The following is a 12,957-nucleotide window of genomic DNA, read 5'->3' as shown; positions in this document are numbered from 1 at the left end:
TCCAGCCACCTCGGCCGCAGCGTTGCGGCCCGTGTCAGGGAGGCACAACCCAAAATGAACGCAACGATGCGTAGAGTCGTGATCGGTGCCACCGCGGTTTCGCTGGCGCTCTCCGTGGCCGCCTGTGGCAAGGCCGGCGACGACAACGACTCGGACAGCGGCAGCACCGGTGGCGGCGACAGCAAGACGATCGGTCTGCTCCTGCCCGACAACGTCACCGCGCGCTACGAGAAGTTCGACCGTCCGTACTTCGAGGACAAGGTCAAGGAACTCTGCGACGACTGCACGGTCGAGTACGCGAACGCGGCCGCCGACCCCACCAAGCAGGCTCAGCAGATGAGCACCATGGTGACCAAGGGCGTCAAGGTCATCGTCGTCTCCGCCCAGGACTCCGCCGCCATCAAGTCCTCCATCCAGTCCGCGGTGGACAAGGGCGTGAAGGTCATCGCCTACGACCGTCTGGCCCAGGGCCCGGTCTCGGCCTACGTCTCCTTCGACAACGTGAAGGTCGGCGAGCTGCAGGGCGAGGCCCTCATCGCCGCCCTCGGCGACAAGGCGACCCCCAAGGCCAAGGTCGTCATGATCAACGGTGACGACGCCGACCCGAACGCCGGTCAGTTCAAGGAGGGCGCGCACAAGGCCCTCGACGGCAAGGTCGACATCGCCTACGAGCAGTCCGGCCTCTGGAAGGACACCGTCGCCGCCCAGAAGATGTCCGCGGCCATCACCCAGCTGGGCGCCAAGAACATCGCCGGCGTCTACGCCGCCAACGACGGCATGGCCGGTGGCATCGCCAACACCCTCAAGGGTGCGAAGATCAGCGGCATCCCGCTGACCGGCCAGGACGCCGAGCTCGCGGCCATCCAGCGGATCGTCGCCGGCACGCAGTCCTCCACGGTCTACAAGGCCTACAAGCCGGAGGCCGACACGGCCGCCGAGCTCGCGGTCAACCTGCTGGAGGGCAAGGACATCAAGTCCCTGGCCGACACCGAGGTGACCAGCGGTTCCGGTGACAAGGTCCAGGCGAAGCTGCTGGTCCCGGTCTCCGTGACCAAGGACAACATCAAGGACACGGTGGTCAAGGACGGCCTCTACACGGTCGCCGACATCTGCACCCCCGAGTTCGCGAAGGCCTGCAAGGAGGCCGGCCTCGAGTAGTCGCTCGGGCCCTCGGCCGCGCGGGGTCGTCCCTGGGACGACCCCCGCGGTCCCGTAGAACCTGTCCGGCGCCCGCCCCGACTTCAGACCCCGCTTCCGGGGCGGGCGTCGGACGGAACCGCTGCCGACAGAGCAGCGGACTTCACATGTTCACCTTGTAAGCCTTGTGCGTCGGTCCCCATCCCGGGGCCGGGCACATTCCTCCGCGCTGGTCCCAAGCGCGGCATCCCCGCCGGTCAGGCGGCGAAGGAGATGGTTCACGTGTCCGCTACGCCCGTGCTGGCGTTGCGCGGAGTCTCCAAGCGATTCGGTGCGGTGCAGGCACTCACCGACGTCGAGCTGGAGGTCCACGCCGGTGAAGTGGTCGCCCTGGTGGGCGACAACGGCGCAGGAAAGTCCACCCTGGTCAAGACCATCGCGGGTGTCCACCCCATCGATGAGGGCGTCATCGAGTGGCAGGGTGACCCGGTCAGGATCAACAAGCCGCACGACGCCCAGGGCCTCGGTGTCGCGACGGTCTACCAGGACCTCGCGCTCTGCGACAACCTCGACGTCGTCGGCAACCTCTACCTCGGCCGCGAGCTGCTGCACCGGGGCGTCATCGACGAGGTGACGATGGAGAAGAACTCCCGGGAGCTGCTGTCCACGCTCTCCATCCGGATCCCGAGCGTACGGATCCCGATCGCGAGCCTCTCCGGCGGTCAGCGCCAGGTCGTCGCCATCGCCCGCGCCCTCATCGGTGACCCCAAGCTCGTCATCCTGGACGAGCCCACCGCCGCCCTCGGCGTCGAGCAGACCGCGCAGGTCCTCGACCTGGTCGAACGGCTGCGTGAGCGCGACCTCGCCGTCATCCTCATCAGCCACAACATGGCCGATGTCAAGGCGGTCGCGGACACCGTCGCGGTTCTGCGCCTGGGCAAGAACAACGGCTCCTTCTCCGTGAAGGACACCAGCCACGAAGAGATCATCGCCGCGATCACCGGTGCCACGGACAACGCCGTGACCCGTCGCGCGGAGCGGCGCACCACGGAGGCGGCAAAGTGAGTGACACGTCCAAGACCGTGAAGAGCGATTCCGCGACCGTCGGCGAGGGCCAGACCACGGTCGCCCCCGCCGACGACCCCACGGCGGCGCCGGTCACCGTCGTCGACCCGCGTCTGCTGGTCCGCGAAGAGGGCCTCAAGGGCTATGTCACCGAGTTCAAGCGCAAGGTGAAGGGCGGCGAGCTGGGCTCGCTGCCGGTGGTCATCGGTCTGATCGTCATCTGGACGATCTTCCAGCTTCAGAACGATCGTTTCCTCAGTGCCGACAACCTCTCGAACATCAGCTACTTCCTCTCGGCCACCGGCATGCTCGCCATCGGCCTGGTGTTCGTGCTGCTGCTCGGCGAGATCGACCTGTCCGTGGGTTCGGTCAGCGGCCTGGCCTCGACCCTGTTCGCCGTGTTCGCGGTGAACGAGGGCATGAACTCCTGGTTGGCACTGGTCCTCGCGGTCATCACCGGTCTCGCCATCGGCGCGCTGCACGGCTGGTTCTTCGCCAAGATCGGCGTACCCGCGTTCGTCGTCACCCTGGCCGGCTTCCTCGGCTGGAACGGTCTGATGCTGTGGCTGCTGGGTGAGAGCGGCACCATCAACATCCCCTCCGACGAGGGCCCGGTCCGTCTGCTCGGCCAGAGCTCCTTCTTCATGGACCAGGCCATCATCGGCGCGTACATCCTGGCGGGCCTCGCCGTGGCGCTCTCCCTCGTCGGCAACGTCAACGAGCAGCGCCGTCGTCGGGCCGCGGGTGTGCCGTTCCGGCCGACCAGCGAGATCCTGCTGCGCGTCGGCGCGCTCGCGCTGGTCTCCTTCGCCGGCGCCGCCGTGCTCAACAACGCGTCCGGTGTCTCCAACGCGCTGGTGATCTTCCTCGCGGCGCTGGTGATCGTGGACTTCGTCCTGCGGCGTACGACGTACGGCCGTCAGGTGTTCGCGGTCGGCGGTGGCATCGAGGCGGCCCGCCGGGCCGGTATCAATGTGCCGATGATCCGGATCACCGTGTTCGCCATCTCCGGTGGCTTCGCGGCGATCGGCGGTATGTTCTTCGCCGGCCAGACCGCGAGCGCGACGCTGTCCGCCGGTGGCGGCAACACGCTGATGCTCGCGATCGCTGCGGCCGTCATCGGCGGCACCAGCCTCTTCGGCGGGCGCGGGTCGGTGTGGTCGGCGCTGCTGGGCATGCTGGTGATCCAGTCGATCCAGACCGGTCTCGACCTGCTGAACATGAACACCTCGATCCAGTACATGATCACGGGCGCGGTGCTGCTGGGTGCGGTGGTCATCGACTCCGTCAGCCGCAGGAGCCAGAAAGCGGCGGGGCGCGCGTAGCCGTTTTGCGGAGGGGCGCCGTTGGGGGGCCTGTCCGTTGCCGGCCGCGGGTCGTTCGTGGCTGGTCGCGCCCACGCGGCGGAGCCGCATATCGAAACAGCCCCGCGCCCCTTCGGGGCGCGAATGTGCCCGGTGCCTTCAAGGCGCCGGGCACTTCCGCTTGTTGTCGGACGTTTCGTACGGGTACGTCTGCGCAGGATGGTCTACGGCCGTTCGTGTGACACGGGACCCGACCGCCCGGCGGTCGGCCCGGTGCGCGGAAGATTAGACTTCGACGAGCCCGGTAACGCTCGAACAGCACTATCGCAAGGAGGCACGGGTGCCGCTGCTGACCCGCATCAGGGGACCGCGCGATCTGGACCGGCTCAGCCTGGAGGAGTTGGACCAGCTGGCGGAGGAGATCCGGACCTTCCTCGTCGAGGCGGTGTCGAAGACCGGCGGTCACCTCGGCCCCAACCTCGGCGTGGTCGAGCTCACCATCGCCCTGCACCGGGTCTTCGACTCGCCCAAGGACAAGGTGCTGTGGGACACGGGTCACCAGTCCTACGTCCACAAGCTGCTGACCGGCCGCCAGGACTTCTCCAAGCTGAAGATGAAGGGCGGCCTGTCCGGCTACCCCTCGCAGGCCGAGTCCGAGCACGACGTCATCGAGAACAGCCACGCCTCCACGGTGCTGGGCTGGGCCGACGGCCTCGCGAAGGCCAACCAGGTGCTCGAACGCGACGACCACGTGGTCGCGGTCATCGGTGACGGCGCGCTGACCGGCGGTATGGCCTGGGAGGCGCTCAACAACATCGCCGACGCCAAGGACCGCCCCCTGGTCATCGTCGTCAACGACAACGAGCGCTCGTACGCGCCTACCATCGGCGGCCTCGCCAACCACCTGGCCACGCTGCGGACGACGGACGGCTACGAGCGTTTCCTCGCCCGCGGCAAGGACCTGCTGGAGCGCACCCCGGTCGTCGGCCGGCCGCTCTACGAGACGCTGCACGGCGCCAAGAAGGGCCTGAAGGACTTCATCGCCCCCCAGGGCATGTTCGAGGACCTCGGCCTGAAGTACGTCGGTCCGATCGACGGGCACGACATCGAGGCCCTGGAGTCCGCGCTCTCCCGCGCCAAGCGCTTCGGCGGGCCGGTCATCGTGCACTGCCTCACCGAGAAGGGCCGCGGCTACCAGCCCGCCCTCCAGGACGAGGCCGACCGCTTCCACGCCGTCGGCAAGATCCACCCGGACACCGGTCTGCCCATCACCTCCTCCGGCGCCGACTGGACCTCGGTCTTCGGCGAGGAGATGGTGAAGCTCGGCAAGGAGCGCGAGGACATCGTCGCCATCACGGCGGCCATGCTCCAGCCGGTCGGACTCGACAAGTTCGCCAAGGCCTTCCCCGAACGGGTGTACGACGTCGGCATCGCCGAGCAGCACGGCGCCGTCTCGGCGGCGGGCCTCGCCACGGGCGGACTGCACCCCGTCTTCGCGGTGTACGCAACCTTCCTCAACCGCGCCTTCGACCAGGTCCTGATGGACGTCGCCCTCCACAAGTGCGGTGTGACGTTCGTCCTGGACCGGGCGGGTGTCACCGGCACCGACGGCGCCTCGCACAACGGCATGTGGGACATGTCGATCCTCCAGGTCGTCCCGGGGCTCAGGCTGGCCGCGCCGCGCGACGCCGACCAGGTCCGCGCCCAGCTGCGCGAGGCCGTCGAGGTCACCGACGCGCCGACCGTGGTGCGTTTCTCCAAGGGCGCCGTCGGCCCCGCCGTACCCGCGCTGCGCCGGGTCGGCGGCATGGACGTGCTGCGCGAGCCCGGCACCGACACCCCGGACGTGCTCCTCGTCTCCGTCGGCGCCCTCGCGCCGATGTGCCTGGAGATCGCCGACCTGCTCGACAAGCAGGGCATCACCACGACGGTCGTCGACCCCCGCTGGGTCAAGCCCGTCGACGAGCACATGGCGCCGCTCGCCGACAAGCACCGTGTGGTCGTCACCGTCGAGGACAACTCCCGCGTCGGCGGCGTCGGTTCGGCCGTCGCCCAGGCACTGCGCGACGCCGGCGTGGACATCCCGCTGCGCGACTTCGGCATCCCGCCGCGCTTCCTCGACCACGCCTCCCGCGCCGAGGTCATGGCCGAGATCGGGCTCACCGCGCCCGACATCGCCCGCCAGGTCACCGGGCTGGTCTCCAAGCTCGACGGCCGCCTCGACGGCGCGCCCGCCGAGGCGGAACCGGCGCGCGACTGACCCACCCGTTCAGCCCGAATGGGCCGGTTTCGCCATCCTTTACGGTGGTGAGACCGGCCCATTCGCGTGAAATCGCTCGCGCCGGGGCATACGCTCCCCCAGCTCTCGGCTTCGCTCGACCCGGGGGGACCCCCATCGCCCCCTCTCGATCAGGTCGAGGACGACAAGCGTGGGAGGTACGCCCGTGAGCAGCACACTCTTCCGGACGAAGAAGGTGGAGCAGTCCATCCTCGATACCGAGGAGCCAGAGCACGCGCTCAAGAAATCCCTGTCCGCGCTGGATCTGACCGTCTTCGGCGTCGGTGTCATCATCGGCACCGGCATCTTCGTCCTCACCGGCACGGTGGCCAAGAACAACGCCGGTCCCGCCGTCGCCCTCGCCTTCGTCGTGGCCGGCGTCGTCTGCGCGCTCGCCGCCCTGTGCTACGCGGAGTTCGCCTCCACGGTCCCGGTCGCCGGATCCGCGTACACCTTCTCGTACGCCTCCCTCGGGGAACTGCCCGCCTGGATCATCGGCTGGGACCTGGTCCTGGAGTTCGCGCTGGGGACGGCGGTGGTGGCCGTCGGCTGGTCCGGCTACATCCACTCGCTGATGGACAACGCCGGTTGGGACCTGCCGGCCGCGCTCGGCACGAGGGACGGGGCCGACGGCTTCGGCTTCGACATCCTCGCCGCCGCGCTCGTCCTGATCCTCACCGCCATCCTCGTGGCCGGCACCAAGCTCTCCGCGCGGGTCACCTCGGTCGTCGTCGCCATCAAGGTGACCGTCGTCCTCACCGTGATCATCGCGGGCGCCTTCTTCGTCACCGCCGACAACTACGACCCGTTCATCCCCAAGGCGCAGGAGGTACCGGCGGGCGACAGTCTCCAGTCCCCGCTGATCCAGCTGATGTTCGGCTGGGCGCCCGCCAACTTCGGGGTGATGGGCATCTTCACGGCCGCCTCCGTCGTCTTCTTCGCGTTCATCGGCTTCGACGTCGTCGCCACGGCCGCCGAGGAGACGAGGCACCCGCAGCGCGACATGCCCCGGGGCATCCTCGGCTCCCTGCTGATCTGCACCACGCTGTACGTGGCGGTCTCGATCGTCGTCACCGGCATGCAGCACTACACCGACCTGTCCGTGACCGCGCCGCTCGCCGACGCGTTCAAGGCCACCGGGCATCCGTGGTTCGCCGGCTTCATCAGTTTCGGCGCCGCCGTCGGTCTGACGACCGTGTGCATGATCCTGCTGCTCGGTCAGACCCGGGTGTTCTTCGCGATGAGCCGCGACGGACTGCTGCCGCGCTTCTTCTCCCACGTCCACCCCCGGTTCAAGACCCCGCACCGGCCGACCATCCTTCTCGGTGTGGTCATCGCGATCGTCGCGGGCTTCACCCCGCTGAGCGAGCTGGCCGAGCTGGTGAACATCGGCACGCTGTTCGCCTTCGTGGTCGTCGCGATCGGTGTCGTCATCCTCCGCCGGACCCGGCCCGACCTGCACCGCGCGTTCCGCACGCCCTGGGTGCCGGTCGTCCCGATCCTCTCGGTGTGCGCCTCGCTGTGGCTGATGCTCAACCTGCCCGCCGAGACCTGGCTCCGGTTCGTGGCCTGGATGGCCCTCGGCATCGTCGTCTACTTCGTCTACGGCCGCTCGCACAGCCGGCTCGCACGTCCCGAGAAGACGCCCGCGGGCGGGGTCGGGGGGCCGCCGGGAGGCGGCACCCCGTAGCGACCGCGCGGCCTCGATCCGCTCTCCGGCCTCGTACGTCCCGCTTCCGGCGGGAGGCACGAGGCCGGAGGCGTGCCGTACCAGGGGCGGTTCCTCGACCGACGGACCGACGGACCGACGGACCGACGGACGGCTTGGTCAGGCGTCCCCGCGCACCGTCCGCGGTCCGGCCACCTCGGCGCCCAACTCTCCCACCCTGCGCCGCAGTTCACGGTCGGCGGTGACCACGAGGCAGGGGCGGTCGCGCGCCTCCTCGGCGACGAGTTCCACGATGCGGTCGTCACCGTTGCCGGGCGCCGCCTCGACCCGTACACCGGGCACCGGCTCCACCCCCCGGGCGGCGCCCTCGACGACCATCACGAGCTCGACGGGCCCCTCCCGGCCGGGAACCCCGTCCCGGGCCAGACGGTCGCGCAGCCGCTCCGCCGCGCCGCGCCGGTCGTGCCACCAGCCGTCGGGGACGGAGCCGATGACATTGGCGGCGTCGACGATCACGAGCAGAGGCGCGTCCATGAGGGACAGGGTCGCATGCCGGGCGGCCGGGCCGGGTCGGCGAAACGTTGATCCTATGATGGGGTCCGCTCGGTCTTCCGCCTGTCGTGCGAGAAGGCGGCAGGGGAGCCGCGCCGAGCGTCATCGGAAGGGGCGGGTCACGTCATGCGGACCAGATCCGGGCGCGGTGCTGCCCAGGGGGCGGCGGCCGACAACTCGGCGAGCGGCGCGAGCGCGGGGCACCGGGCCGAGACCACGCTCGACGGTTCCTGGCTGGTCCTCGGCAAGGACGGCAGGCTCACCGCGTACGCCCGTGCCCGCACGGGGCTGTTGCGCTGGACGCAGACACGGCCCGGGGGCGCCGAGTGGACCGCGCCGGACCTCTTCCCCGTGTCGGGGCTGACCGACCTCCACGTCGTGCAGGGCAAGGACACCTATGTGCACTTCCTCGGCCGCCGTGAGGTGCCCAAGGCCGACGGGCCGCCCGCCGTGGACGTCGTGCATGCCATCCAGTACCAGACCGGACGACCCGTCACCGAGTGGCGTTCGCTGGGCAATCCGCACAAGGACGCGGCGAAGGCGGTGCGCTTCGGCAGGCCCACCGGCGCGGTGAGCGCCGGCGGCAACGTCCATGTCCTCGCCCGCAACGCGGGCGGCGGCGTCATGCTGCGCCGGGAGCTGGCGGGCGGCAAGTGGAGCGCCTGGACCGACCTCAAGGGCCGCCTGGTGCGGGACCCGGTGGCCGTGGTCGCGTACGCGTCCGGGCACGTCGAGGCGCTGGCCGGCGGCCAGGACCTGGTCATGCGCTGGACGCAGGAGAAGCCGGACGGGAACTTCGGCCAGGCGCCCACCGTGCCGCTGTCCGTGGCGCCCGGCAGCCTGGTGGGTCTGGAGACCGGGCCCGACCGGGCGACGTACTACTGGACCGACCCGGAGACCGGAGGCGTCGTCGCGTACCGGCCGGGCGGCCCGGTGATCCCGCTCGACGGGGCTCCGGCCGAGGGGCCGGTCGCCGTGCTGCGGGTGCCGCTCGACGGGTACGACTGCACGGTCCTGGCCCGTCGCGGCGGCGAGGGGCGGGCCCTGCTGGCGGCGTGCGGCACGGAGAACGAGGAGGCCGGGGTCTGGTGGGCGCCGACCCGCGAACACTGCATGGGGACGCCGGCGTTGGCCCGGGACGCCCATGGGCGGGTGGTGCTCGGGGTGATCGACCCGGGGGGCGCGTTGCGCATAGCCCGGCAGAACGACGAGACGGGCTTGGCGCTGGCGCCGTCGGTCGCGGTCTGACGGGGCGTTCGCGCCCGCGTATGCGCCCACGCGGTATTGCGACCACGCGTCTGCCGAGGGCGCTGGTTCGGCGGGTGCGGGTGCGGGTGCGGCTGCGGGTTCGTGGAGGGTTGCTCGCGCAGTTCCCCGCGCCCCTTACGGGGCCGGTACGGGAAGAGGGCCCCCGCCCGTAGGCGGAGGCCCTCAGCCGTGTCGATGGGTCACGCGGGGACCGAAGCCACCCCGGGCTCGAGGAACTTCTTGCCGTTGACCCGCTCGCTGACGCCCTCGCGGTCCAGGTACGGCGTGATGCCGCCCAGGTGGAAGGGCCAGCCGGCGCCGGTGATCAGGCAGAGGTCGATGTCCTGCGCCTCGGCGACGACACCCTCGTCGAGCATGAGCCCGATCTCCTGGGCGACGGCGTCGAGCACACGGGCCCGCACCTGCTCCTCGGACAGGACGGAGTCGCCCTGCTTGAGGAGGGCCGCGACCTCGGGGTCCAGCTCCGGCTTGCCGGAGTCGTAGACGTAGAAGCCGCGCTTGCCCCCCTTGACGACGGCCGCGAGGTTGGGGGAGACCGTGAAGCGGTCGGGGAAGGCCCGGTTGAGGGTCTCCGAGACGTGCAGGCCGATGGCCGGGCCGACCAGCTCCAGGAGCACCAGCGGCGACATCGGCAGGCCCAGCGGCTCGACCGCCTTCTCGGCGACCTCGACCGGCGTGCCCTCGTCGATGACGTTCTGGATCTCGCCCATGAAGCGGGTCAGGATGCGGTTCACGACGAACGCCGGGGCGTCCTTCACCAGGACCGCGGTCTTCTTCAGCTTCTTGGCGACGGCGAACGCCGTGGCCAGGGAGGCGTCGTCGGTCTGCTCGCCGCGGACGATCTCCAGGAGCGGGAGGATCGCGACCGGGTTGAAGAAGTGGAAGCCGACGACCCGCTCGGGGTTCTTCAGCTTCGACGCCATCTCGGTCACCGACAGCGAGGAGGTGTTGGTGGCGAGGATCGCGTGCGCCGGGGCGACCGCCTCGACCTCCGCGAACACCTGCTGCTTGACACCGATCTCCTCGAACACGGCCTCGATGATGAAGTCCGCGTCCGCGAAGCCCTCGGCCTTGTCCAGGACACCGGTGACCAGGGCCTTGAGGCGGTTGGCCTTGTCCTGGTTGACCCGGCCCTTGAGCAGCAGCTTGTCGATCTCGGCGTGGACGTAGCCCACACCCTTGTCGACGCGCTCCTGGTCGATGTCGGTCAGCACGACCGGCACCTCCAGGCGGCGCAGGAAGAGCAGCGCGAGCTGGGAGGCCATCAGACCGGCGCCCACGACACCGACCTTGGTGACCGGACGCGCGAGCGACTTGTCCGGGGCGCCGGCCGGGCGCTTGCCGCGCTTCTGCACCAGGTTGAAGGCGTAGATGCCGGCGCGCAGCTCGCCACCCATGATCAGGTCGGCGAGGGCGACGTCCTCGGCGTCGTAGCCCTGCTGGAGGTCGCCGTTCTTCGCGGCGGCGATGATGTCCAGCGCGCGGTACGCGGCCGGGGCCGCCCCGTGCACCTTGGAGTCCGCGATGAACCGGCCCCGGGCGACGGCCTGGTCCCAGGCCTCACCGCGGTCGATCACCGGGCGGTCGATGACGATCTCGCCCTTGAGGACGGACGCCGTCCAGAGGAGCGACTGCTCCAGGAAGTCCGCGCCCTCGAAGATCGCGTCCGCGATGCCGAGGTCGTAGACCTGCTCGCCCTTGAGCTGCTTGTTCTGGTTGAGGCTGTTCTCGATGATCACCGAGACGGCCTTGTCGGCACCGATCAGGTTCGGCAGGATCGTGCAGCCGCCCCAGCCCGGGACCAGGCCCAGGAACACCTCGGGGAGCGAGAACGCCGGGAGGGCCGCGGAGACGGTCCGGTAGGAGCAGTGCAGACCGACCTCGACGCCACCGCCCATGGCGGCACCGTTGTAGTACGCGAAGGTCGGCACGGCGAGCGCGGAGAGGCGCTTGAAGACCTCGTGGCCGCCCTTGCCGATGGCGAGCGCGTGCTCGTGCTCCTTGAGCAGCTCGACGCCCTTGAGGTCGGCGCCGACGGCGAAGATGAACGGCTTGCCGGTGACACCGACACCGACGATCTCGCCGGCCGCGGCCTCCTTCTCGACCTGGTCGATGGCGGTGTTCAGGTTCGCCAGCGACGCCGGGCCGAAGGTGGTCGGCTTGGTGTGGTCGAAGCCGTTGTCCAGCGTGATGAGCGCGAAGCGCCCGGCGCCGAACGGCAGGTCGAGGTGGCGTACGTGCGCGGACGTCACGACCTCGTCGGGGAACAGTTCGGCCGCGCCCTTGAGAAGCTCAGCGGTGGTGCTCACTTGTCGCCTCCGGCGTCCTTGTGGTGCGGGTTCTCCCAGATGACGGTGGCGCCCATGCCGAAGCCGACGCACATGGTGGTGAGGCCGTAGCGGACCTCCGGCTGCTCCTCGAACTGGCGGGCGAGCTGCGTCATCAGACGCACACCCGAGGAGGCCAGCGGGTGACCGAAGGCGATGGCGCCGCCGTACTGGTTGACGCGCGCGTCGTCGTCGGCGATGCCGTAATGCTCCAGGAAGGCCAGCACCTGGACGGCGAAGGCCTCGTTGATCTCGAACAGACCGATGTCGGAGATCGACAGGCCCGCCTGGGCGAGCGCCTTCTCGGTGGCCGGGATCGGGCCGTAGCCCATGACCTCCGGCTCCACACCCGCGAAGGAGTAGGAGACGAGGCGCATCTTCACCGGGAGGTTGTTCTCGCGGGCGAAGTCCTCGGACGCGATGAGCGAGGCGGTGGCGCCGTCGTTCAGACCGGCCGCGTTACCGGCGGTGACCCGGCCGTGGACCCGGAAAGGGGTCTTGAGGCCGGTCAGGTTCTCGATGGTCGTGCCGGGCCGCATCGGCTCGTCGGCGGTGACCAGGCCCCAGCCCGTCTCGCCGGCCTCCGCGTTGGTGCGGCGCACCGAGATCGGCACCAGGTCGGCCTGGATCTTGCCGTTGGCGTACGCCTTGGCGGCCTTCTCCTGCGAGCGCACGGCGTACTCGTCGGCGCGCTGCTTGGTGATCGTCGGGTACCGGTCGTGCAGGTTCTCGGCGGTCATGCCCATGAACAGGGCGGACTCGTCGACCAGCTTCTCGCTGACGAACCGCGGGTTCGGGTCGACGCCCTCACCCATCGGGTGGCGGCCCATGTGCTCGACACCACCGGCGATGGCGACGTCGTAGGCGCCGAAGGCGACGGAACCGGCGACCGAGGTGACGGCGGTCAGGGCGCCGGCGCACATGCGGTCGATGGAGTAACCGGGCACCGACTGCGGCAGACCGGCGAGGATGCCGGCCGTACGGCCGATGGTGAGGCCCTGGTCACCGATCTGCGTGGTCGCGGCGATGGCGACCTCGTCGATCTTCGCGGGCTCCAGACCGGGGTTGCGGCGCAGCAGCTCCCGGATCGCCTTCACGACGAGGTCGTCGGCGCGGGTCTCGTGGTAGATGCCCTTCGGGCCCGCCTTGCCGAACGGGGTGCGGACGCCGTCGACGAAGACGACTTCCTTGACGGTACGAGGCACGATGGCTCTCCTCCAGAGGTGCGGGACGGCACTGCTGCGACGCGCAACCGCTGAGCGCGCGCTCAGGCCCATGCTACTTGCGAGTAACAGTGCTGCCCACCCCTGGGGGAGGGAGCGGCGAAGGTCACACGTGTTCTCCATGTTACCGCCG

At 70.0% G+C, this 12,957-nt stretch carries 9 protein-coding genes; 6 read left to right on the top strand and 3 right to left on the bottom strand.

The genetic code is table 11. The annotated features are described in order from the left end of the window. Window positions 1–54: 54 nt before the first annotated feature. The 5 genes from P8T65_RS10805 (at window position 55) to P8T65_RS10785 (ending at window position 7,474) form a co-directional block, all read left to right on the top strand. Window positions 55–1,158 carry a sugar ABC transporter substrate-binding protein gene (locus P8T65_RS10805; RefSeq protein ID WP_399098698.1) on the top strand — a complete coding sequence of 368 codons (1,104 nt, stop codon included), beginning with the start codon at window positions 55–57 and terminating at the stop codon, window positions 1,156–1,158. Window positions 1,159–1,410: 252 nt separating this feature from the next. After that, entirely contained in the window at window positions 1,411–2,202 is a 792-nt protein-coding gene (locus tag P8T65_RS10800) for an ATP-binding cassette domain-containing protein (RefSeq protein ID WP_316725204.1), read from the top strand. Beyond that, window positions 2,199–3,527, top strand: a complete 1,329-nt coding sequence (locus tag P8T65_RS10795) for an ABC transporter permease subunit (RefSeq protein WP_316725203.1) — start codon at window positions 2,199–2,201, stop codon at window positions 3,525–3,527. Before P8T65_RS10800 ends, P8T65_RS10795 begins: the two co-directional genes overlap by 4 nt. Before the next feature lie 319 nt (window positions 3,528–3,846). Beyond that, a complete protein-coding gene (gene dxs, locus P8T65_RS10790) occupies window positions 3,847–5,766 on the top strand; it encodes a 1-deoxy-D-xylulose-5-phosphate synthase (RefSeq protein WP_316725202.1) in 1,920 nt (639 codons plus the stop codon). Window positions 5,767–5,950: 184 nt separating this feature from the next. After that, window positions 5,951–7,474, top strand: coding sequence for an amino acid permease (locus P8T65_RS10785; RefSeq protein WP_316725201.1), 1,524 nt, complete (start codon window positions 5,951–5,953; stop codon window positions 7,472–7,474). A gap of 138 nt (window positions 7,475–7,612) precedes the next feature. Here P8T65_RS10785 and P8T65_RS10780 read toward each other — a convergent pair whose 3' ends face one another. After that, window positions 7,613–7,987: an NTP pyrophosphohydrolase gene (locus P8T65_RS10780; RefSeq protein ID WP_316725200.1), complete on the bottom strand. Its 375-nt coding sequence runs from the start codon at window positions 7,985–7,987 to the stop codon at window positions 7,613–7,615. A gap of 144 nt (window positions 7,988–8,131) precedes the next feature. Here P8T65_RS10780 and P8T65_RS10775 point away from each other — a divergent pair, with 144 nt between their 5' ends. Then, complete coding sequence (locus tag P8T65_RS10775; protein WP_316725199.1) at window positions 8,132–9,253, top strand: hypothetical protein; 1,122 nt, start codon at window positions 8,132–8,134, stop codon at window positions 9,251–9,253. 200 nt (window positions 9,254–9,453) lie between these two features. Here the strand turns inward: P8T65_RS10775 and P8T65_RS10770 are convergent, their stop codons facing one another. Together P8T65_RS10770 and P8T65_RS10765 are read right to left on the bottom strand one after the other, a co-directional pair. Then, window positions 9,454–11,583, bottom strand: coding sequence for a 3-hydroxyacyl-CoA dehydrogenase NAD-binding domain-containing protein (locus P8T65_RS10770; RefSeq protein WP_316725198.1), 2,130 nt, complete (start codon window positions 11,581–11,583; stop codon window positions 9,454–9,456). Next, the gene (locus tag P8T65_RS10765) at window positions 11,580–12,806 is read right to left on the bottom strand and encodes an acetyl-CoA C-acyltransferase (protein WP_086801864.1); all 1,227 of its coding nucleotides are present in this window, start codon (window positions 12,804–12,806) and stop codon (window positions 11,580–11,582) included. The genes P8T65_RS10770 and P8T65_RS10765 overlap by 4 nt, the downstream gene beginning before the upstream one ends. Between the last annotated feature and the right edge of the window lie 151 nt (window positions 12,807–12,957).

Origin of the sequence: Streptomyces sp. 11x1 (assembly GCF_032598905.1) — a bacterium.
Lineage (GTDB): Bacteria > Actinomycetota > Actinomycetes > Streptomycetales > Streptomycetaceae > Streptomyces.
The sequence above is the reverse complement of the archived record's forward strand: the minus strand, read 5'-3'. Positions and strand labels throughout refer to the sequence as shown.

Excerpts from the sequence above, each read along its gene's own strand:
- P8T65_RS10805 (WP_399098698.1), top strand. The coding sequence starts at position 55 with ATGAACGCAACGATGCGTAGAGTCGTGATCGGTGCCACCGCGGTTTCG.
- P8T65_RS10800 (WP_316725204.1), top strand. The coding sequence starts at position 1,411 with ATGGTTCACGTGTCCGCTACGCCCGTGCTGGCGTTGCGCGGAGTCTCC.
- P8T65_RS10780 (WP_316725200.1), bottom strand. The coding sequence starts at position 7,987 with ATGGACGCGCCTCTGCTCGTGATCGTCGACGCCGCCAATGTCATCGGC.
- P8T65_RS10775 (WP_316725199.1), top strand. The coding sequence starts at position 8,132 with ATGCGGACCAGATCCGGGCGCGGTGCTGCCCAGGGGGCGGCGGCCGAC.